19 protein-coding genes and 1 pseudogene are annotated in these 20940 nt (G+C 61.9%); 6 read left to right on the forward strand and 14 right to left on the reverse strand.

All coding sequences use genetic code 11. The annotated features are described in order from the left end of the window. Positions 1 to 50 precede the first annotated feature (50 nt). Positions 51 to 2717 carry an alanine--tRNA ligase gene (gene alaS, locus CIT25_RS34935; protein WP_095489597.1) on the reverse strand — a complete coding sequence of 889 codons (2667 nt, stop codon included), beginning with the start codon at positions 2715 to 2717 and terminating at the stop codon, positions 51 to 53. A 268-nt stretch (positions 2718 to 2985) separates the two neighbouring features. After that, a complete protein-coding gene (gene recA / locus CIT25_RS34940; RefSeq protein ID WP_008875470.1) occupies positions 2986 to 4083 on the reverse strand; it encodes a recombinase RecA in 1098 nt (365 codons plus the stop codon). Positions 4084 to 4357: 274 nt separating this feature from the next. Between recA and CIT25_RS34945 the strand changes: the two genes are divergently transcribed. Beyond that, a complete protein-coding gene (locus CIT25_RS34945) occupies positions 4358 to 5296 on the forward strand; it encodes a carbohydrate kinase family protein (protein ID WP_095489598.1) in 939 nt (312 codons plus the stop codon). A 25-nt stretch (positions 5297 to 5321) separates the two neighbouring features. Here the strand turns inward: CIT25_RS34945 and CIT25_RS34950 are convergent, their stop codons facing one another. Then, positions 5322 to 5645, reverse strand: a complete 324-nt coding sequence (locus tag CIT25_RS34950; RefSeq protein WP_095489599.1) for a TfoX/Sxy family protein — start codon at positions 5643 to 5645, stop codon at positions 5322 to 5324. 90 nt (positions 5646 to 5735) lie between these two features. Between CIT25_RS34950 and CIT25_RS34955 the strand changes: the two genes are divergently transcribed. After that, complete coding sequence (locus tag CIT25_RS34955) at positions 5736 to 6233, forward strand: GFA family protein (protein WP_095489600.1); 498 nt, start codon at positions 5736 to 5738, stop codon at positions 6231 to 6233. A gap of 9 nt (positions 6234 to 6242) precedes the next feature. Here CIT25_RS34955 and sufA read toward each other — a convergent pair whose 3' ends face one another. From sufA to CIT25_RS34990, 7 genes are all read right to left on the reverse strand, one after another. Continuing rightward, positions 6243 to 6623, reverse strand: coding sequence for a Fe-S cluster assembly scaffold SufA (sufA, locus tag CIT25_RS34960; protein WP_006206001.1), 381 nt, complete (start codon positions 6621 to 6623; stop codon positions 6243 to 6245). 93 nt (positions 6624 to 6716) lie between these two features. Beyond that, positions 6717 to 7109 carry an SUF system Fe-S cluster assembly protein gene (locus CIT25_RS34965; protein ID WP_095489690.1) on the reverse strand — a complete coding sequence of 131 codons (393 nt, stop codon included), beginning with the start codon at positions 7107 to 7109 and terminating at the stop codon, positions 6717 to 6719. 5 nt (positions 7110 to 7114) lie between these two features. Then, positions 7115 to 8356 (reverse strand): cysteine desulfurase, encoded by a 1242-nt coding sequence (locus tag CIT25_RS34970; protein ID WP_095489601.1) that lies wholly within the window; start codon positions 8354 to 8356, stop codon positions 7115 to 7117. Between the two features lie 52 nt (positions 8357 to 8408). Continuing rightward, a complete protein-coding gene (gene sufD, locus CIT25_RS34975) occupies positions 8409 to 9677 on the reverse strand; it encodes a Fe-S cluster assembly protein SufD (protein WP_095489691.1) in 1269 nt (422 codons plus the stop codon). A gap of 43 nt (positions 9678 to 9720) precedes the next feature. Beyond that, positions 9721 to 10476 carry a Fe-S cluster assembly ATPase SufC gene (gene sufC, locus CIT25_RS34980; protein WP_095489602.1) on the reverse strand — a complete coding sequence of 252 codons (756 nt, stop codon included), beginning with the start codon at positions 10474 to 10476 and terminating at the stop codon, positions 9721 to 9723. Positions 10477 to 10505: 29 nt separating this feature from the next. Next, entirely contained in the window at positions 10506 to 12023 is a 1518-nt protein-coding gene (sufB, locus tag CIT25_RS34985; protein ID WP_029353581.1) for a Fe-S cluster assembly protein SufB, read from the reverse strand. Between the two features lie 188 nt (positions 12024 to 12211). Then, the gene (locus CIT25_RS34990; RefSeq protein WP_095489692.1) at positions 12212 to 13375 is read right to left on the reverse strand and encodes a cysteine desulfurase family protein; all 1164 of its coding nucleotides are present in this window, start codon (positions 13373 to 13375) and stop codon (positions 12212 to 12214) included. Between the two features lie 242 nt (positions 13376 to 13617). On the opposite strand from CIT25_RS34990, the gene CIT25_RS34995 reads away from it, so the two are divergent. After that, entirely contained in the window at positions 13618 to 14292 is a 675-nt protein-coding gene (locus CIT25_RS34995) for an alpha/beta hydrolase (RefSeq protein ID WP_095489603.1), read from the forward strand. 5 nt (positions 14293 to 14297) lie between these two features. Next, positions 14298 to 14948, forward strand: a complete 651-nt coding sequence (locus CIT25_RS35000) for an FMN-binding negative transcriptional regulator (protein ID WP_095489604.1) — start codon at positions 14298 to 14300, stop codon at positions 14946 to 14948. Positions 14949 to 14954: 6 nt separating this feature from the next. Here the strand turns inward: CIT25_RS35000 and CIT25_RS35005 are convergent, their stop codons facing one another. The 4 genes from CIT25_RS35005 to CIT25_RS35020 form a co-directional block, all read right to left on the reverse strand. Next, positions 14955 to 15689, reverse strand: coding sequence for a phosphatase PAP2 family protein (locus tag CIT25_RS35005; protein WP_245330146.1), 735 nt, complete (start codon positions 15687 to 15689; stop codon positions 14955 to 14957). Positions 15690 to 15836: 147 nt separating this feature from the next. Continuing rightward, the gene (locus CIT25_RS35010; RefSeq protein WP_095489693.1) at positions 15837 to 17438 is read right to left on the reverse strand and encodes an ArnT family glycosyltransferase; all 1602 of its coding nucleotides are present in this window, start codon (positions 17436 to 17438) and stop codon (positions 15837 to 15839) included. 84 nt (positions 17439 to 17522) lie between these two features. Beyond that, on the reverse strand, positions 17523 to 17855 hold the full coding sequence (locus CIT25_RS35015; RefSeq protein ID WP_095489606.1) for a lipid-A-disaccharide synthase N-terminal domain-containing protein: 333 nt from the start codon (positions 17853 to 17855) through the stop codon (positions 17523 to 17525). Further along, positions 17848 to 18576 (reverse strand): glycosyltransferase family 2 protein, encoded by a 729-nt coding sequence (locus CIT25_RS35020; protein ID WP_095489607.1) that lies wholly within the window; start codon positions 18574 to 18576, stop codon positions 17848 to 17850. The genes CIT25_RS35015 and CIT25_RS35020 overlap by 8 nt, the downstream gene beginning before the upstream one ends. Before the next feature lie 260 nt (positions 18577 to 18836). Here CIT25_RS35020 and tyrS point away from each other — a divergent pair, with 260 nt between their 5' ends. After that, positions 18837 to 20090 carry a tyrosine--tRNA ligase gene (gene tyrS / locus CIT25_RS35025; protein WP_095489694.1) on the forward strand — a complete coding sequence of 418 codons (1254 nt, stop codon included), beginning with the start codon at positions 18837 to 18839 and terminating at the stop codon, positions 20088 to 20090. Between the two features lie 520 nt (positions 20091 to 20610). Continuing rightward, positions 20611 to 20940 (forward strand): annotated as a pseudogene (locus CIT25_RS37980) (alpha/beta fold hydrolase); the annotation flags it as partial.

A 20940-nucleotide genomic window follows, 5' to 3' on the forward strand; every position in this document is an offset into this window, starting at 1 on the left:
TGCCACATCATCCCCGCTGCCACTTCGGCCTCGCCTGACTGGTGGAGGATTCACGCAGCTTCCAGCGCCGCCTTCACCGCAGCAATCGCTTCCTCGGCTTTCGAGGCATCCGGGCCGCCGGCCTGGGCCATGTCAGGCCGACCGCCGCCGCCCTGCCCGCCCAAGGCAGCGGATGCCACGCGCACCAGATCGACGGCGCTGAAGCGAGCGGTCAGATCGTCGGTGACACCGACCACGACGCTCGCCTTGTTGTCCTCGCCGGCGCCAACGAAGACCACGATGCCGGAGCCGAGCGACTTCTTGCCGGCATCGGCCAACGGCTTCAAATCTTTTGGCGAGACGCCGGACACCGCCTTGCCAAGGAAACCGATACCGGCAATGGTTTCGTTTTCCGCAGGCACACCGGATGGCGAGCGGTCGCCCAGCGCCAGCTTCTTGCGCGCCTCGGTCAGTTCCTTTTCGAGCTTCTTGCGCTCATCGAGCAGCGCCTCGACGCGGGCGGGCACGTCGGCCGGCGAAATCTTCAGCGTGGCAGCGACCGCCTTCAGCCGTTTGTCCTGCTCGTCGAGATGCTTTCTGGCCGCCTCTCCGGTCAACGCCTCGATACGGCGCACGCCGGCGGCGACAGCGCTGTCCGACACGACGCGCACCAGACCGATATCGCCGGTCGCCCTGACATGCGTGCCGCCGCAGAGCTCGACCGAATAGGGCCGGTTGGCCTTGGCGCCATGCAAGCCCGTTCCCATCGAAACGACGCGCACTTCGTCGCCATACTTCTCGCCGAACAGCGCCATGGCGCCCTCGGCGATGGCGTCGTCGACCGACATAAGGCGCGTCGACACCGGGCTGTTCTGGACGACGATCTCGTTGGCCATGCGCTCGACCTCTTCGAGCTCGTCCGGCGAAATCGGCTTGTTGTGCGAGATGTCGAAGCGCAGACGCTCGGGCGCAACCAGCGAGCCCTTCTGCGCGACATGAGTGCCGAGCACCTCGCGCAGCGCCTCATGGATCAGATGCGTCGCGGAATGGTTCGCGCGCAGCCTGGAGCGGCGCGCATGGTCGACCTTCAGCTCGACGGTTCCGCCCGTGTTGACCGTGCCGCTGATCACCTTGCCGAGATGCACGAAAAGCCCATCGGCCTTCTTCTGCGTATCGGAGATCTCGATCGAGAACCCTTCGCCTAAAATGAGGCCGGTGTCGCCCATCTGGCCGCCGGATTCGCCATAGAACGGCGTCTGGTTGACGACCACGGCAACGGCGTCGCCCTTGGCCGCGCTGTCAACGGTCTTGCCGTCCCTGACCAGCGCCTGGATGAGGCCTTCCGCCTGCTCGGTCTCGTAACCGAGGAACTCGGTGGCGCCGTTCTTCTCGCGCACCGGGAACCACACCGTTTCGGTCGCGGCCTCGCCGGAGCCAGCCCAGCTCTTGCGCGCCTCGGCCTTCTGCTGCTCCATCGCATTGGTGAAGCCGGCAAGATCGACCGAGATGTTGCGCTGACGCAGCGCGTCCTGCGTCAGATCGAGCGGAAAGCCATAGGTGTCGTAGAGCTTGAAGGCTGTCTCGCCATCCAGCATGTCGCCGGCGCCCAGTCTTTCCGTCGCCTCTGAAAGCAGGCCCAGGCCGCGCACCAGCGTCTTGCGGAAACGCGTTTCCTCAAGCTTCAGCGTCTCGGTGATCATCTGTTCGCCGCGCACCAGTTCCGGGTAGGCCTGGCCCATCTCGCGCACCAGCGCCGGCACCAGGCGCCACATCAGCGGATCGCGGGCACCGAGCAACTGTGCATGGCGCATGGCGCGGCGCATGATGCGACGAAGCACATAGCCGCGGCCTTCATTGGACGGCAGCACGCCGTCGGCCACCAGGAAGCAAGACGAACGCAAATGATCGGCGATGACGCGGAACGATCCGACGGTGTCCGCATCCGGACCGCGGCCGAGCGCGGACGACGCAGCGTCGACCAGGTGACGGAACAGGTCGGTCTCGAAGACGCTCTCCACCCCTTGCAGAATGGAGGCCATGCGCTCCAGGCCCATGCCGGTGTCGATCGACGGGCGCGGCAGGTCGATGCGCTCGTCCTTCGTCACCTGTTCATACTGCATGAACACCAGGTTCCAGAATTCGAGAAAACGGTCGCCGTCCTCCTCGGGGCTGCCGGGAGGCCCGCCCCAGATGTGCTCGCCACGGTCGATGAAGATCTCCGAGCACGGCCCACAAGGTCCGGTGTCGCCCATCGCCCAGAAATTGTCCGAGGTCGGAATGCGGATGATGCGATCGTCGGAAAAGCCGGCGATCTTCTTCCAGAAGGCGGCGGCCTCGTCATCGGTGTGATAGACGGTGACCAGCAGCTTGTCCTGCTTCAGCCCGAACTCCTTGGTGATCAGGTTCCAGGCAAGCTCGATAGCGCGTTCCTTGAAATAGTCGCCGAACGAGAAATTGCCGAGCATCTCGAAGAAGGTCAGGTGGCGGGCGGTGTAGCCGACATTGTCGAGGTCATTGTGCTTGCCGCCGGCGCGCACACTCTTCTGAGCCGTCGTGGCACGCGAATAAGGTCGCTTTTCCAGGCCTGTGAAGACGTTCTTGAACTGCACCATGCCGGCATTGGTGAACATCAGCGTCGGATCGTTGCGCGGCACCAGCGGGCTCGACGCGACGACCTCGTGACCCTCCTTGCGGAAATAGTCGAGGAATGTCGACCGGATCTCGTTAACGCCACTCATGAATAATACTGCCTTTTAACTTTTAGAGAGAGCCGTCGGCCCGGCCGACGGCAAATGGACATGGCCTTTTAGCCGCCGCGTTGCACCCTGTCCAGAAACACGGAATTGGGCCAATTTGCAGGGCTTGTCGGTCATCTCGGCGCCGCCGCTGAAACGCAAACCGCCGGCGCTAGGCCGGCGGTTCGAAACGCAACAATACAGAACTCGATTACATGAGCTGCAGGTGATGAGCGGGAATTATGGCCAAACTCCGGCCACCACCGAAGCCTCACATCGCGCCGGCTTCATCCTCGAAACCATCGTCGCCGCCTTCGGAACCACCATTCTCGAGGAATTTCTCCGCGATCAGCCCGGCATTCTGCCGCAGCGCCAATTCGATCTCGCGCGCCGTATCGGGATTGTCGCGCAGGAACAATTTGGCGTTCTCACGGCCCTGGCCGAGACGCTGCGAATTGTAGGAGAACCAGGCGCCCGACTTCTCGACCACGCCGGCTTTGACGCCAAGGTCGACCAGCTCGCCAGTCTTGGACACGCCCTCGCCATACATGATGTCGAATTCGACCACCTTGAAGGGCGGCGCCAGCTTGTTCTTGACGACCTTGACGCGGGTCTGGTTGCCGACGACCTCGTCGCGGTCTTTGACCGAGCCGATGCGGCGAATGTCGAGGCGGACCGAAGCATAGAATTTCAGCGCGTTGCCGCCGGTCGTGGTCTCGGGCGAACCGAACATGACGCCGATCTTCATGCGGATCTGGTTGATGAAGATGACCATGGTGTTGGAGCGCGAGATCGAGGCGGTCAGCTTGCGCAGCGCCTGGCTCATCAGGCGGGCCTGCAGGCCCGGCAGCGAATCGCCCATCTCGCCCTCAATTTCGGCGCGCGGCGTCAGCGCCGCGACCGAATCGACCACCAGCACGTCGATGGCGCCGGAACGCACCAGCGTGTCGCAGATCTCCAGCGCCTGCTCGCCGGTATCAGGCTGCGAGATCAGCAGGTTCTCGAGATCGACGCCGAGCTTGCGGGCATAGACCGGATCGAGCGCATGCTCAGCATCGACGAAGGCGCAGATGCCGCCCTTCTTCTGGGCCTCGGCCACCGTGTGCAGCGCTAGCGTCGTCTTGCCCGAGCTTTCCGGCCCGTAGATCTCGACGATGCGGCCGCGCGGCAGACCGCCGACGCCAAGCGCGATGTCGAGGCCAAGCGAGCCGGTCGGCACCGTTTCGATCTCGACGACCTGCTCGTTTGCGCCGAGCCGCATGATCGAGCCCTTGCCGAAGGCACGCTCGATTTGCGACAGCGCCGCATCCAGAGCCTTTGATTTATCCACTGCTTTGTCCTCTACAAGCCGCAAAGAATTCTGAGCCATGATACATCACCCCTTGGTCGTCAATGAAGGCCGGACAATCCGTAATCCTTATTAATTTGTACCTTTTTTGTTCTCATTTGGCAAGGGGATACAACCCATTGAAAAACAAAAAGTATCCGCATTTGTTCTTTTTTTGTTTCGCGCTTTCACGCCAAGATGTATCCCGCGTCTCCCGCAGGATCGTGCCGGCATCTTCCGAATCGCGCCTCCGGTTGCCGGGTTCCGCCGGACAACCTAGTCTTCACCTGGCAACAGCAATGGTCTTCTCGCCGGCATGATGAAGTCGCCGACAATCCTGGCCGTAGGCGGCGCCTATATAGATCGGCGCGGCCAGGTTTCGGGCGCCTTTGTGCCGGCAGCGTCGAATCCCGGCACGATGCGCGAGGCTGTCGGCGGCGCCGTCTTCAATGCGCTGCGCAGCGCCGTGCGCCGCGGCGTTTCCGGCTCGCTGCTTTCGGTGCGCGGCGGTGATGTTCTGGCCGATACGGTCTCGCGCGCCATCCATGCTGCCGGCATTGCCGATCTGTCCGCGGTGTTCCTCGATCGCGCGACGCCGAGCAACACGATGCTGGTCGACGGCGACGGTGCGCTGATCGTCGGCCTTGCCGACATGGCGCTCTACGATCTGGCGCTTGCCAAGCAGATCCGCCGCGCCAAGGTGCGCGAGGCGATCAGCACTGCCGATGCGATCCTGTGCGACGCAAACCTGCCATCGGCAGCACTTGAGCGGCTGGTGGCGCTTGCCGCCGGCAAGCCGGTTTTCGCCCTTGCCGTCTCACCGGCCAAGGCGGCGCGACTCGCGCCAATGCTCGGCAGTCTGGCGCTGGTCTTCATGAACCGGCGCGAGGCCATCGCACTCGCCGATGTGGGTATCGGTGCTGCGGAGCAAGATATCATCGACGGCCTGAGGCGCGCGGACCTCAAAGGCGGCGTCGTGACGGCGGATGACGGTCCGGTGCTGGGCTTCGACGAGGTCGGCGCCTTCTCGATCCTGCCGCCAGCCCCAGGAAAGGTGTCGGACAGCGCCGGCGATGCGCTGGGGGGTGCAACGGTGGCTGCCCTGCTCAACGGCCTGACACTACGTGCGGCGCTACGCGAAGGCGTTGCCGTGGCGATGCTTGCCAGCGAGGGTATGGGGCGTGCGCCGGCTTTTACGGCGGCGAGTTTTGCTGAGGCGCTGACCCTTGTGCCCGAGGCGCAGGACTTGGCATGAGGTGATGACCAGCGGGGAGGCAAGCCTACTTGCCGGCCCGCAGCCCCGCCTCATAGGCCCGGCGTGCCCAGACCGCCATCTCATCCGGATCATCGAAGGCACTGTCAGGGATGCTCCAGTATGGCATGGACACGAGTTTGCCATGCCTCGAGCCGGTATAGGTCCATTGCCGACAGCCGGCCGCTTCGAATTCCGGCGCGCTTTCCGCGTCGGCCTTCAGCAAAAGTTCACCGCGAAGGACGATCGCGACGATGACCCGGTCGAAGTAGATGCCCTTGCCGCCGAACAGCTTGCGGATGCTGACCGGGCCCAAGCCTTCGAAAAGTTCGGCGATGCGTTCATTGTCCATGCCGCGATCATGTCATCGGGATTTCTCCTTGTCATCGCCGCAACCAGCACCATCCTGACAAGTTGAGACCAATTTCGTCGGAGTTTTTTCATGCCGCTTCTGCTCAAAGGGTCCTGCCGGTGCAACGCTGTCTGTTTCGAGGTGGAAAGCCACACGCCGGTGCCGTTCATGCTGTGCTACTGCTCGATCTGCCGCAAGCAGCAGGGCGGCGGTGGCTTTGCCATCAATCTCGGCGCCGATTTCGACACGTTGAAAATCAAGGGCAAACGCAATCTTGGCGTCTACCAGGCGGAGATCGAGGACGACGAGCATCCGCAATGCGAGGTTTCAACGGGCGAGCGGAATTTCTGCCGGAAATGCGGATCGGCACTGTGGCTCTACGATCCGACCTGGCCGGAACTGGTCCATCCCTTCGCGTCGGCGATCGACACAGACCTGCCGAAACCACCTGAAAAGGTGCATCTCATGCTGAAATACAAGGCGAACTGGGTCGAACCTGACGTCGGCAAGGGCGACAAGGTGTTCGACGTCTACCCGGAAGAGTCGATCGCCGACTGGCACAAACGAACAAAAATGTGGGTGGAGTGAGGAGCCCGATCAGGCCGAAGCGCGTGCCTCGGCCAGTGCCTTCAGATCGGCCGGCTTGAGCTCAACCGATTCGCCGCAACCGCAGGCCGAACTCTGGTTCGGGTTGCGGAAGGTGAAGCCGGTGCGCAGCGTCGTCTGCTCGAAATCCATCTCGGTGCCGAACAGGAAAAGCGCCGCTTCGGGCGCGACATAGACATGGGCGCCGTCGCGCTCGATATGATCGTCCTTGGTGTTCGGCTCGGTCACCAGGTCGACCGTATACTCCATGCCGGCGCAGCCGCCCTTCTTGATGCCGAGACGAATGCCATGCGCATTCTCACGGGTTGCGACGATCTCGCGCACCCGGTCAGCAGCCTTTTCGGTCATCGTGATGACGGCGAAGCGTCCCATCTTCTTCTTTCTCCATTGCGTGCAGGTTCAAGGCCTGCCGAATGATTCCTCACCTAAAATGGTGAAATTTTCTGCCCGGCGCAAGTATGCCCATTAATACCAGCCCACCGCGACCTGCGCCTCTTCCGACATGCGGTCGGGCGACCAGGGCGGATCGAAGGTCATGTTGACCTCGACGCCGGACACGCCTTCGACGGCGCCGACGGCATTCTCCACCCAGCCGGGCATTTCGCCGGCCACCGGACAGCCCGGCGCGGTCAGCGTCATGTCGATCTTGACCGAGCGGTCGTCCTCGATGTCGATCTTGTAGATCAGGCCAAGCTCGTAGATGTCGGCCGGGATTTCCGGATCGTAGACTGTCTTGAGCGCCGAGACGATGTCGTCGGTCAGCCGCGCCAGTTCGTCGGCGGGAATGGCCGAGGCGGAAACTAGACCGTTAGCGGTCGTTTCCGAAGTGGTCTCAGCGGTGCGGCCTGCATCATCCATGATCGTCACCCGAAGAACTTTCGCGCTTTTTCGAGCGCATCTGCCAAAGCGTCGACTTCGGCCCTGGTATTATACATGCCGAACGATGCTCTGCATGTGGAGGTTACGCCGAAACGTTTCAACAGCGGCTGGGCGCAATGCGTGCCTGCGCGGACAGCAACGCCTTGCCTATCGATTACCATCGACACGTCGTGGGCATGAATGCCCTGAAGCTCGAAGGAGATGATGGCGCCCTTATCGGGCGCATCGCCGAAGATGCGCAGCGAGTTGATGGCCCGCAGCCGCTGATGGGCATAATCCTTCAAATCGGCCTCGTGCGCGGCAATGCGCTCGCGGCCGATCTTTTCCATGTATTCCAGCGCAGAGCCCAGCCCGATCGCCTGCACGATCGGCGGCGTGCCGGCCTCGAAGCGGTGCGGCGGATCGTTGTAGGTGACGATGTCTTGCGTCACCTCCTCGATCATCTCGCCGCCGCCCATGAATGGGCGCATGCGTTCCAGCATGTCCTTCTTGCCATAGAGCACGCCGATGCCCGAGGGCCCGTAGACTTTGTGGCCGGTGAAGACGAAGAAATCGCAGTCGAGATCCTGGACGTCGATCGGCATATGCACGGCGCTCTGGCTGCCGTCGACCAGCACCGGAATGCCGCGCGCGTGCGCGATACGGACGATCTCCTTGATCGGCGTCACCGTGCCCAACGCATTCGACATGTGCGTGATGGCGACGAGCTTGGTGCGATCGGTCAGCCGCTTCTCGAACTCTTCGATATGGAAGACGCCGAGATCGTCGACCGGCACCCAGACAAGCTTGGCACCCTGCCGCTCGCGGATGAAATGCCACGGCACGATGTTGGAATGGTGCTCCATGATCGAAAGGACTATTTCGTCGCCCTCGCCGATATTGGGCATGCCATAGCCGTAGGCGACAGTGTTGATCGCCGCGGTCGTGTTGGAAGTGAAGACGATGTTGTCGGTGCTTGGCGTGTTGAGGAAACGGCGAACCGTCTCGCGCGCTTTCTCATAGGCATCGGTCGCGGCATTCGACAGGAAATGCAGCCCGCGATGGACGTTGGCGTATTCCTGGGAATAAGCGTGCTGGATGGTGTCGAGCACGATCTGCGGCTTCTGTGCCGAAGCGCCATTGTCGAGATAGACCAGCGGTTTGCCGTAGACTTCCCGCGACAGGATCGGGAAGTCGCGGCGGATCGCCTCGACGTCGTAGGGGATGTTTTCGACTTTCTGGTCCATCACAAGCTCTCTCGAGGCATCGCCTCATTCCGTCCAGCACCCCTCACCCACTTCACCCGTGCGTCGCGAACCAGCCGTCGAGCCTCGTTTCCAGCGCCTCGACAATCGCCTCGTCGTCCAGTTCCTCGATCACCTCGGCGACGAACGCCTTCACCAACAGGCCACGGGCCGACTTCTCGTCGATACCGCGCGCCATCAGGTAGAACAGATGGCTGTGGTCGATCTCGGTGACGGTCGCGCCATGGCCGCAGACGACGTCGTCGGCGAAGATCTCGAGCTCCGGCTTGGTCGAGAACTCGCCGTCGTCCGACAGAAGCAGCGTGTTGCAGGCCATCTTGGCGTTGGTCTTCTGCGCATATTGGTGGACGTTGATGCGCCCCTGGAAGACGCCGCGCGCTCTTCCCGTCACCACGTTGCGGATCACTTCCGTGGAAGCCGTGTGCGGCACGGCATGGTCGAGCACCATGGTCACGTCCGTATGGGTGTCGCCGGCAAGCAGGTTGATGCCGCGCAGCGTGAAATCGGCGCCTTCGCCTGTCGTCTTGACCACGATCTCCTGACGCACCAGCTTGCCGCCGGCATTCATCACGAACAGCGTCAGTTTGGAATTCTTGCCAAGATGCGCCTTGAACTGGGCAAGATGCGTGGCCGTATCCGGCTGCTCCTGCACGATCAGCCACGTCACGTCGGCGCCCTCGTCAAGCAGAAGCTGGCTGACCGAACTGACCAGTGCGGCGCCCTCGCCCGTCTGGCGCTCGACGATGACAGCCTTGGCGCCGGCACCGACGCGGACGGCCAGGCGCACATGCGTCTGGCCGCCGGCCTGCAGGTTCTGCAACTCGACTGGCTTGTCCAGTTCGGCGCCATCGGCGATGTCGACAAAATAGCCGTCGGCGACAAAGGCTGTGTTCAGTGCGCCGATGGCATCGTCGGTGCCGTAGGGATCGAGCCCAGGTGCGATGCTGCCGTCGGTTAATTTCTCCGACAGGCGCTGGACGATAACGCCGTCGATGACAGGCACTTTCGCGCTCGACACGCCGTTCAGCACCGGCAAAATGACGGAGCCCTCAACGATCGGCGCAATGGCTTTCGCGGCGGCTGCCGGATCGAAGTCCGGCACTGCATTCAGCAGACGGCGCAGGTCGGTGTAATGCCAGGATTCGATGCGCCGCGTCGGCAGTCCGCTCTTGATCGCCTCGATGGCGTCGTCGCGCTTCAGCATCACCGTGCCGTCGCCGGGCAGCAGCGACAGCCGGTCGCTGAAGGCGTCGATCAGCGCTGTTTCGGCCGGCGTTCGCTGGGGTGTCGTGTGTATATTCATCAGTTTCGCCTTGTTTGGCTTGCCTTCTGGGCCTTCTGGCATCTCACGCGGCTTGGCCGATCACGCCGGCATAGCCATTGGCTTCGAGGTCGAGCGCCAGCGACTTGTCGCCGGACTTGACCACCTGGCCTCTGTAGAGCACGTGCACACTATCCGGCACGATGTACTGAAGCAGGCGCTGGTAGTGGGTGATGATGACGATGGCGCGGTCTGGCGCGCGCAACGCATTGACGCCTTCCGAGACGATCTTCAGCGCATCGATGTCGAGGCCGGAATCAGTCTCGTCGAGCACGCACAGTTTTGGCTCCAGAAGCTTCATCTGCAGGATCTCGGCGCGCTTCTTCTCGCCGCCGGAAAAGCCGACATTGAGCGGCCGTTTCAGCATTGCCATGTCCATGTCGAGCAAGGCGGCCGCGTCCTTCACGCGCTTCAGGAATTCGGGGATCTTCAGCGGCTCCTCGCCGCGCGCCTTGCGCTGCTCGTTCATCGCCACTTTCAGGAATTCCATCGTCGCCACGCCCGGTATCTCCATCGGATACTGAAAGGCGAGGAAGATGCCTGCGGTGGCACGCTCGGCCGGGTCCATTTCGAGGATCGACTGGCCGTTGTAGAGGATTTCGCCTTCGGTCACTTCATAATCCTCGCGACCGGCGAGGATGTAGGACAGCGTCGATTTTCCTGAGCCGTTAGGGCCCATAATGGCGGCGACCTCACCGGCTTTCACCGTCAGGTTCAAGCCGCGGATGATCTCGGTGCCGTCATCGACGATGCGGGCATGCAGGTTTCTGATCTCAAGCATTTTTTCTTTTCCTGAAAATTTTTATCCGGTCAGCCGACCGAGCCCTCTAAGCTAATCCCAATCAGCTTCTGCGCCTCGACCGCGAACTCCATCGGCAGTTGCTGGATGACGTCCTTGACGAAGCCGTTGACGATCAGCGCGATCGCCTCTTCTTCCGGAATGCCGCGCTGCATGACGTAGAATTTCTGGTCCTCGGAAATCTTCGAGGTGGTCGCCTCATGCTCGAACTGCGCCGTCGCGTTCTTGGCTTCCATGTAGGGCACGGTATGCGCGCCGCACTGGTCGCCGATCAGCAGCGAGTCGCAATTGGTGAAGTTGCGGGCGTTGGTCGCCTTGCGGTGCGCCGAGACCTGCCCGCGATAGGTGTTCTGCGAGAAGCCGGCGGCAATGCCCTTGGAGATGATACGGCTCGACGTGTTCTTGCCGAGATGGATCATCTTGGTGCCGCTATCGACCTGCTGGTAGCCGTTCGACACGGCGATCGAATAGAACTCGCCGCTGGAATCGTCGCCGCGCAAGATGCAGCTCGGATATTTCCAGGTGATCGCCGAGCCGGTCTCGACCTGCGTCCACGAAATCTTCGAGCGATCGCCACGGCAGTCGCCACGCTTGGTGACGAAATTGTAGATGCCGCCCTTGCCCTCGGCATCGCCGGGGTACCAGTTCTGCACCGTCGAGTATTTGATCTCGGCATCGTCGAGCGCGATCAGTTCGACCACGGCGGCGTGAAGCTGGTTCTCGTCGCGCTGCGGCGCCGTGCAGCCTTCGAGATAGGAGACGTATGCCCCCTCCTCGGCGATGATCAGCGTGCGCTCGAACTGGCCGGTATTCTTCTCGTTCATGCGGAAATAAGTCGACAATTCCATCGGGCATCGCACGCCCTTGGGCACGAACACGAAGGAGCCATCGGTGAACACCGCCGAATTCAGCGTGGCGTAGAAATTGTCGGAGGTCGGCACGACCGAACCGAGATACTTCTTCACCAGTTCCGGATGCTCGCGGATGGCTTCCGAGATCGAGCAGAAGATGACGCCGGCCTGTGCCAGCTCCTTCTTGAAGGTGGTGACGACGGAAACTGAATCGAACACAGCATCGACGGCGACGCGACCAGACTTGTAGACATTGTCGCTGGCTTCCTCGAATTCCGACACATCGGTTTTCTGCACGCCGGCGAGGATTTCCTGTTCCTTCAGCGGGATACCGAGCTTTTCATAGACCCTCAACAGTTCGGGATCGACGTCGCTCAGCGAGGTCGGTCCCGGCGTGCTCTTGGGCGCCGCATAGTAGTAGAGGTCCTGGAAATCGATCTTCGGATAATGGACGCGCGCCCACTTCGGCTCGTCCAGCGTCACCCAGCGCCGATAGGCTTCCAGACGCCATTCCAGCATCCAGGACGGCTCGTCCTTCTTCGCTGAAATGAAGCGGATAATATCTTCGCTCAGGCCCTTTGGGGCCTTGTCCATCGCGATTTCGGTCTGGAATCCGTATTTATACTGGTCGACGTCGATCTTTCGGACCCGATCGATCGTGTCCTGCACAGCAGGCATATGCGTTCTCCATCCACGCCGGGGTCAAGGCCCGGCAGTTTTCAAACTATGGCACCGCGAAACGAGTACCCCGAGGGCAACCCTAAGCGGCGTAAGTTCCATATAGTGCGTCCCTGCCGGAAATTCACCCGGCCACCATGAAACGCACGGCTCTACCAGGCCGGAAGGCCTGCATCATTCTGCCGCACTCAGGCGGCTTTTTCCCTGCCCCCGCGGCGCGAGGCAATATCTGCCAGCGCGGCACGGAACAGTTCGATGTCCTCGGCGCTCGTTGCGTGGCCGATGGACACGCGCAAAGCGCCAAGGCTGTCACTGTGCCCCATGGCCTTCAGCACATGGCTCGGGCCGACCTTGCCCGACGAACAGGCCGATCCGGCCGACAGCGCCACGCCGGCCAGGTCGAAGGCGATCTGCGCCGTCTCGGCCTTGATGCCCGCAATAGCGAAGAATGTCGTATTGGCAAGCCTCGGCGCGCCGGTTCCGAAGATTTCCGCATCCGGCACCAGCGTTTTTACGAAGGCCTCGATCTCGTCGCGATGGCGACCGACTGCGTCAATGCTCTTCAATCCGATCAGGGCCTCCCGCGCCGCCGCGCCAAAACCGACGATCGCGGCCGGGTTTTCGGTGCCGCCGCGATGACCCCTTTCCTGGCCGCCGCCCGTGATCAAGGGCCTCGGCATCATCAGGTCCGAAGCGGCGACGATGGCGCCAACGCCCTTGGGACCGCCGATCTTGTGCGAAGACAGAATCAAGTAATCGGCGTAACCCGCTGACATATCGAGCGGAATGCGACCGGCCGCCTGCACGGCGTCGACGACCAGGATGCCGCCCGCCGCCTTGACGATTTCGGCGATGCGGTCGACGGGCTGGATGACGCCGGTCTCGTTGTTGGCGGCATGGGTCGCCACCAGCGGCAGGCCGTCTACCTTGTCGTGCGCGGCGAGTGCCGCCGCCAACGCGTCCAGCTTGATTATGCCGTTGCCCTCGACGCCGATCCGCGTCACCTGGGCTGCTGGAAAACGCCCGCCATTCAGCACGCAAGGATGGTCGGCCTCGCAGACGTAGAGCCGGCCCATGCGGATAGTGCCGCGCCCCATCTGCCAATCCGGCGTCAGCAACGTCGAGGCGGCTTCCGTCGCACCGGAGGTGAACACGACATGCTCGGCCCTGGCGTTGACCAGTGCTGCCACATCGCGCCTCGCATTCTCGATCAGCCGCCGTGCGGCGCGCCCCTCGGCATGGACCGAAGACGGGTTGGCGGCGGCATCGAGGGCGGCAATCATTGCCGCACGCGCCGCGGCAAGCAGCGGCGCACTGGCATTATAGTCGAGATAGGCGCGTCTTCCGGTCATTTTCGTTTCGATTGGTCCCTTCAAGAGCCATTCCGCGAGGATAGCGCGTTATTTCCTTGAAATTGCAAGGCAAGCCGTCCTATTTACGCGACTTGCGGCGCGGGTGGCCGAGCCACGATTTTTTTGGCCACCCAGTTTTGAACAATTCTAAACTAGCTTCTAAGAAGACGCTCGCCCTGCGTCAAGGCCAGAGGAAGAGTTGTTCCGGGCGCCGCGCATTCTTATGCCATGTGGAGTATTTTATGCCTGAGGTCATTTTTACCGGTCCGGCCGGCCGCCTGGAGGGTCGCTACCAGCCTTCCAAGGAAAAGAGCGCGCCGATTGCCATCGTCCTGCATCCGCACCCCCAGTTCGGCGGCACGATGAACAACAAGATCGTCTACGACCTCTTCTACATGTTCCAGAAGCGGGATTTCACCACGCTTCGCTTCAATTTTCGCGGCATTGGCCGCAGCCAGGGCGAATTCGACCATGGCACCGGCGAATTGTCGGATGCGGCCGCGGCACTTGACTGGGTGCAGTCGCTGCACCCGGATTCCAAGAGCTGCTGGGTCGCCGGCTATTCGTTCGGCTCGTGGATCGGCATGCAGCTTCTGATGCGCCGGCCGGAGATCGAAGGCTTCATCTCGATCGCGCCGCAGCCCAACACCTATGATTTCTCGTTCCTGGCGCCCTGCCCGTCGTCTGGCCTCATCATCCATGGCGACGCCGACAAGGTGGCGCCGCCGAAGGATGTGCAGGGGCTGGTCGACAAATTGCATACGCAAAAGGGCATCACCATCACCCAGAAGACCTTGCCCGGCGCCAACCATTTCTTCTCCAACGATGCGGACCTCCTGCTCCAGGAATGCGCGGACTATCTCGATCGCCGGTTGGCCGGTGAATTGTCCGACCCGCGGCCGAAACGGCTGAGATAGCAGCGATGTACCAGCCCCCTCATTTCCAGGAAACGCGGCAGGACGTGCTGCACGGGCTGATCCGGGCGCATCCGCTTGGCCTGCTGATCTCAAATGGAGCCGAGGGGCCGGTCGCCAACGCGATCCCGTTCCTGCTCGACGCCGATGTGCCGCCGAACGGCAGGTTGCGCGCGCATCTGGCGAGAGCCAATCCGCAATGGCGGCTGCTGGCCGACAGCCCGGCATCGCCGGTGCTGGTCGTCTTCCAGGGCACAGACGCCTATGTGACGCCGTCCTGGTATGAAACCAAGCGCGAGACCGGCAAGGTCGTGCCGACCTGGAACTACGCCATTGTCCAGGTGCGCGGCATCGTAACGGTGATCGAGGACCAGGACTGGCTGGCCCAGCAGATTTCCGATTTGACGGTGTCACAGGAAGGCGCTCGCGAAGCACCTTGGGCGGTGACCGACGCGCCAACCACCTTCATCCAGTCGCAGATCAAGGGCATTGTCGGGCTGGAAATCGAGATCACTGACATCCAAGGCAAGTGGAAGGTCAGCCAGAACCGGCCGATCGCCGACCGTAGCGGTGTTGCCGAAGGGCTCGAGAGCGAGAGCCCGAACTCGCCCGACATGGTCCGGCTGGTACGATCCTACGGCGGGCTGGATAGCAAGTAGTATCCGTCAGGGATTGGCTGCTGCCAGGACAGGCGTCGGTGTCGACCCGGCCGGCTTGCGCCACGCCGCGCTGAGCCTGAATGTCTTCTTGCGGATCGGCAGTCCCGCCGCAGTTTGGCGGAAGATGAAGCCGAGCCGGGCAAAGACCAGCGCCGTAACGACGGTGCAAGCCATGCCGAGGCCGAAGCCCGCGATCGTATCGCTCGGATAGTGTGCACCGACCGCAATCCGCGTCGCCGCTACCCAGACGGTGATGGGCAAAACAACGTATTTCCCCCATGCCGGGGAAAGAAGGATCACCACGGCCGCAAGCATGCCCATATTCGTTGCATGGCCGGAGGGAAAACTGGCGAAATACGGGTCGAACTCGAATGGGCGGAACGAGAATAACCCCATGTCCAGGACTGGCCGGCTGCGGCCGAAGACGTGCTTCAAGACCGTCACCGTCAGCCCCGACAAACCGGCCGCGCTCAGCACGAAGAAGGCGAAGCAGGTCCAGTTGTATGCAACCATGCGCCAACGCCTTGAAAGGGCTTGCCAGTCCAGCAGATTGGCCGGCACGAACAGCACCAGCGGCGGTATGAGATACCAGCCGCCCAAGCCGAAACTGGTAAAGCCGTTGGCGACCGCGACAAGCCCGTTCGGCCAGCGGTCTCGCCAGCTGACGGCAATGCCATCCAGGAAAACCATGCTGGCAGCGGTCAGAAGCAGATAGGCGACTACCAAGGTCAGCCATGGCATCCTGGAATAATTGGCCGGCCGCCTCGCAAATCGGGAACGAGCGATCGCTATCGTTTTCTGGAGATTGCCCACCGACCGCGCCGGCAGCTTTCGAAGCAGCTCAAGAACCAGAGCTCTGCGACCAATGCTCATGTCAAACCACTGAAGTCAGTTGATGATCCGGTATAGACCAAGTGACATTTTCTCCCCCGATGAATAGTTGACGCCATCGATCCGGGCGACGCGGTTCGCCAACCTGCCCTGCCCTGCCAGCAGGTCGTCCAGCCGCTTTTCCTCGCCAACCGGTGCTAGCGCCAGCGCGCAGGCAGGATCGGCAAGCAGATGTTGCGCAGTACCATCGACATTGGTCAATATCGTTTCTGTGCCCACCAGAAATACCAGGCTCGGTTCGTGATACCCGGCCGAGGCAAGCACCATCGTCTCGCAGGGTCGATTGGCGCGAACCGCAGCCTCGATCTCGCGGCTCATCCAAATAGGCTTCAACGACGGCGCGATGACACCGAACAGCACGGCGTAGGTGGTACCGGCGCAAATCGCGATTGCCCCAATACGGCCGAGCCGCACTTGCAGTTGGCGCGAGAAGCCGAGATAGCCGGCTCCGAGCGCAGCAAGGGCAGCCGGAATGCTCCACCATGAGAAGGTGCCGGTAAAATACAGCGGCGCGGCAATGCAGAGCACGGTAAGGCCTGTTGTGACCAAGGCGAGGCCAAAGGCAGTCGCCCACCACAACCAGGTCTGCCAGCGCTGGAGCGGCGCGTTCGCGTCCTGCGGCTTCAATGTCAAAAGCCAACCGACCATGAGCGCCATGCCGGGATAGGCCGGCAGGACATAGTGCGGCAGTTTTGTCGGGATCAGTTCGAACAGTAGCCAGAACGGAATGTACCAGGCGAGGCAGAAGCGGAGCCGGGGATCGTCGCGCAGACGATTGAGTGCCTGGAGCCCGGCACCCACCGCGATCAGGCCGAACGGCCACATGAACAGCGAATAGGTCAAGACATAGAAGCCGGGCGGCAGGCCATGCGATTCCTCGCCCTGTGCGACCTTGCCGAGCATATCCTTGCCGACTGCCTGCTGCAGGAAAGTGCCGCCGCTTTTCCAGGTGATCAGGACGAGCCAGGGCAGGATGATCAGCAACACGAGAGCCAGGCCGCGCCCCGCCTTCAGCTTCGACAGCCAGCGCCAGTCCCGCTCGAACGCGAACAGCACGGCGACCGTCAGCGCCGACAGCAGCGGCGCGATCGGCCCTTTGATCAGGATTGCCGCACCCTGGGCTACCCAGAATATCCATGGCAGGTGGCTGCCGACGACTTCGTTCCGCCGCGACGACGTATAGATCTGCGCCAGCGCGCCTTGCGCCGCCACGCAGCAGGCCAAAAGCATCGCGTCGGTCTTGGCGTCACGCCCCTCGAAAGCCGTCGCGAAGATCGCAGCCATGACAAGGCCGGCGGCCAGACCGGCGTTGGCGCCGAAAAGATTGGCCCCTGTCCAGGCCGTCGCCACAACGGCAATGGCGATACCCAGCGCCGAGACCAGTCGATACACCCAGATCGGCGCCTCGGCGCCCTCGCCGCTCAGCGCGACGGCTGCCGATTGCAACCAGTAGATGCCGATCGGCTTCTGGTAGCGTGAGCGTTCCTGGAAGCGAATGTCGACATAGTCGCCGGTCTCGGCCATCTGTTTGGTGGCCTGGACGAAGCGCGGCTCATCGCGGTCGAGCGGCGGCATGGCCGCCAGTCCCGAAATCGTCATCAGCAGGCTGAACAGGAAGAGAAAAAGATAGTTCCTGCTCGCCACGTCAGCCCCTTCGGTTTGCTTCTTACGGAGGCCCGTCGCTCAGTCGACCTTCGTCATCGCCGCCTTGCGCTCATTGGCAATCAGCCAGAGATTGCGAACATAGATGAACATGCCCATGGATTGACCGGCGATGAACACCGGATCCTGCCGCTGGATGGCATAGATCAGCAGCAGGCTGCCGCCGAACAGCGAAAAGAACCAGAAAGCGATCGGCACGACGCTGCGCTTGGCTTTTTCCGACGCGATCCACTGCACGACGAAGCGCATCGAAAAAAAGAACTGAGCGACGAAGCCGAGCAGAACCCACGCATCGAATTGCTTGACGAAGACCTCGTGAAGCCAGATCGCCAATTCCTGAAGCACGTTAGCCATGCCTGATTTCCTCTGTTTTTGGCATTCTCCGGCGCCTACGGCGCAGCCACCAGACACCGGCGAGATCAAGCACCCCTTGCAGGCCGCGATCGAAAATTCCGTAATTCGACTTACCGTGGCGGCGAGAGCGGTCGACGACGTCGCAATGCACGACGCGATACCCCTCCTGGATGACGAGCGCCGGAACAAAGCGGTGCGTGCCGTCGAAGAACGGCAATTTCCTGAGGATACCGGTATGGATCGCCTTCAGGCCGCAGCCCGTGTCGCGGGTCTCGTCATGCAGGATGGCCTTTCTCAGCCAGTTGGCAAAACGGGACGCCAGTTGTTTGATCTTGCTGTCACGGCGCTTCAGGCGCTCTCCTTGCGCAACACCGAAATCGGGACCGGCCTGCCGCAGGGCGTCGACCAGCACCGGAATGTATTTGGGATCGTTTTGGCCGTCGCCGTCGATCGTAGCGACGATATCGCCGCGGGCCGCCCATGCGCCCGAACGCACAGAGAGCGACTGGCCGGCGGATTTCTCATGCCGGAGGTGGCGAAGCGGAAACGGCCGAAGTACTGCCTGGACGGCAAGGACCGAAGCGGTTTCGTCGGTCGAGCCATCGTTGACAACGATCACCTCGAAGTCGCGCCCGGCCATCGCCGCCCCGATCTCATCGAGCAGAAGCGGCAGGTTCGCCGCCTCGTTCCGGCAAGGAATGATGATGGATATCTCCGGCATATCGCGTCGGGCTCTGTCACAGGATATGGCATTCGATTCGATGCCGTGCGGTGCCGTTCCAGCGGGGTAAGTGCTGCAAGAACCCGCTGGCGCGGCGCCTCATTACGCCAGCCCAAACGATGAAGCAAGCATCCGCACGCCATCCGCGCGGGCCGCAAAACCGGATTCCCCTTTTGCTGATCGCGCTTGGATGCTAAACGCCCGCCTTCACGCATACCACGCCCGATCCGCTTCGGTTGGGCGCTTTCGGGAAAGAAAAGATGTCCGCCTTCAAATCCGATTTCCTGCGCATAATGAGCGAGCGCGGTTTCATCCACCAGATTTCGGATGATGCCGGCCTCGACCAGCTTTTCGCCAAGGAGACGGTGAGCGCTTATATCGGCTTCGATGCGACCGCCAAGAGCCTGCATGCCGGGTCGCTGATCCAGATCATGATGCTGCACTGGCTGCAGCAGACCGGTCACCGGCCGATCGCGCTGATGGGCGGCGGGACCTCGATGATCGGCGATCCGTCGTTCAAGGACGAGGCACGCAAGCTTCTGACGCCGCAGGACATTGAGGACAATCTGGCCGGTATCCGCCGCAATTTCATGCCCTACCTCAAATTCAGCGGTGGTCCGAACGACGCCATCATGGTCAACAACGCCGATTGGCTGATGGAAATCAACTACGTCAACTTCCTGCGCGATGTCGGCCGGCACTTCTCCGTCAACCGCATGCTGGCCTTCGATTCGGTCAAGCTCAGGCTCGAGCGCGAGCAATCACTGTCGTTCCTCGAATTCAACTACATGATCCTGCAGGCCTATGACTTCGTCGAGCTCTACAAGCGTCTCGGCTGCCGGCTGCAGATGGGTGGTTCCGACCAGTGGGGCAACATCGTCAACGGCATCGATCTCGGTCATCGCATGGAGGGCGCGCAGCTTTACGCGCTGACCACGCCCCTGCTCACCACCTCATCCGGCGCCAAGATGGGCAAGTCGGCTTCAGGCGCTGTCTGGCTCGATGCCGAAATGCTGTCGCCATACGAATTCTGGCAATACTGGCGCAACACCGAGGACGCCGATGTCGGCCGCTTTCTCAAGCTCTACACGACGTTGCCTCTGGACGAGGTCGCGCGTTTGGAACGGCTTGGCGGCTCCGAAATCAACGAGGCGAAGAAGATCCTAGCGACTGAAGTCTGTACGCTGCTGCACGGCCGTGCCGCCGCAGAGCAAGCGGAAGAGACGGCGCGCAAAACGTTCGAGGAAGGTGTTACCGCCGACACGCTGCCGACTGTCGAAGTGGGCAGGGCCGATCTGGAAAGTGGCGTCGGCATATTGTCGCTGTTCGTCATCGCCGGACTTGCCGCGTCCAACGGCGAGGCACGGCGACACATCCAGGGCGGCGCCGTGCGCCTCAACGACCAGCCGGTGTCCGACGATCGCAAGGTGGTGACGCTTCAGGATCTTGGCCCGGAAGAGGTCGTAAAGCTGTCGCTCGGCAAGAAAAAACACGTTCTGGTGCGGCCGGTCTGACCAAAGCCTGATCCGTCCCCGATAGAATCGGATGGGCTCCATTAGCTATGACCTTTTCCGAAACCGGTTTCGCTTCTTGCTGCACTGACCTTCGGTTCGGGATCACGGCCTAAGTAAAACTTAATCAGGTGGCTACTGAGAATGGCCGAGATGGGTGAATATTGCCATTCGTCTCATCGATCGGAACGAGCAGGTAGCACCACTTGCGGACGCTTCAGGGCGATGCACCGAACGTCTTGTTCGGGGCCGAAGGCTGCCAGTCCGCTTTGTGCAGCCAAGGTGGAAAAGCAGATATTCGCCTGGATGAGGCGGCCGCCGAATCTCACCCAAGTCGGACGGGCTGGAAGAAAAGGGCCCGAGAAGCGATAGAGAGAGGGCGGGGGCACTCGTTCAACGAGCGCTGCTAATTCGGAATGGGCAGCGATTGACGCTTCGCCTCATCCGAGGCCGGCTTTGCGAAGTCCTTCGATATAGATTGCCCGGTCCTCCGGATGGACGAGCGGATGGTGCTTCTCAACCAATTGGGCTCGCTCGCGAAGGAGTCGCTGTCCTACGCTTCGACTTCACGGGCTTGGGATCGAGCGAGGGCGAATTCGCCCCGACGAATTTCTCCTCGAATGTCGCTGACCTCCGTTCGACCGTCGACTATCTGCGTAATCATTACCGAGCACCGTCCTTGCTGATCGGCTATTCGATCGGAGGGTGCGGCAGTCCCTGGCGATGGCCAAGGATGTTCCCGAGGTGCGCCATCGCCACGATCGGCGCGCCCGCCGATGCCGTTCATGTATTGAAGAATTTCGGAACGAGCCTCAAGGAGATCGAAGGGAGAGGAAGCGGACATTTGAATGTA

This window comes from Mesorhizobium mediterraneum, from assembly GCF_002284565.1.
Taxonomy (GTDB): Bacteria; Pseudomonadota; Alphaproteobacteria; order Rhizobiales; family Rhizobiaceae; genus Mesorhizobium; species Mesorhizobium mediterraneum.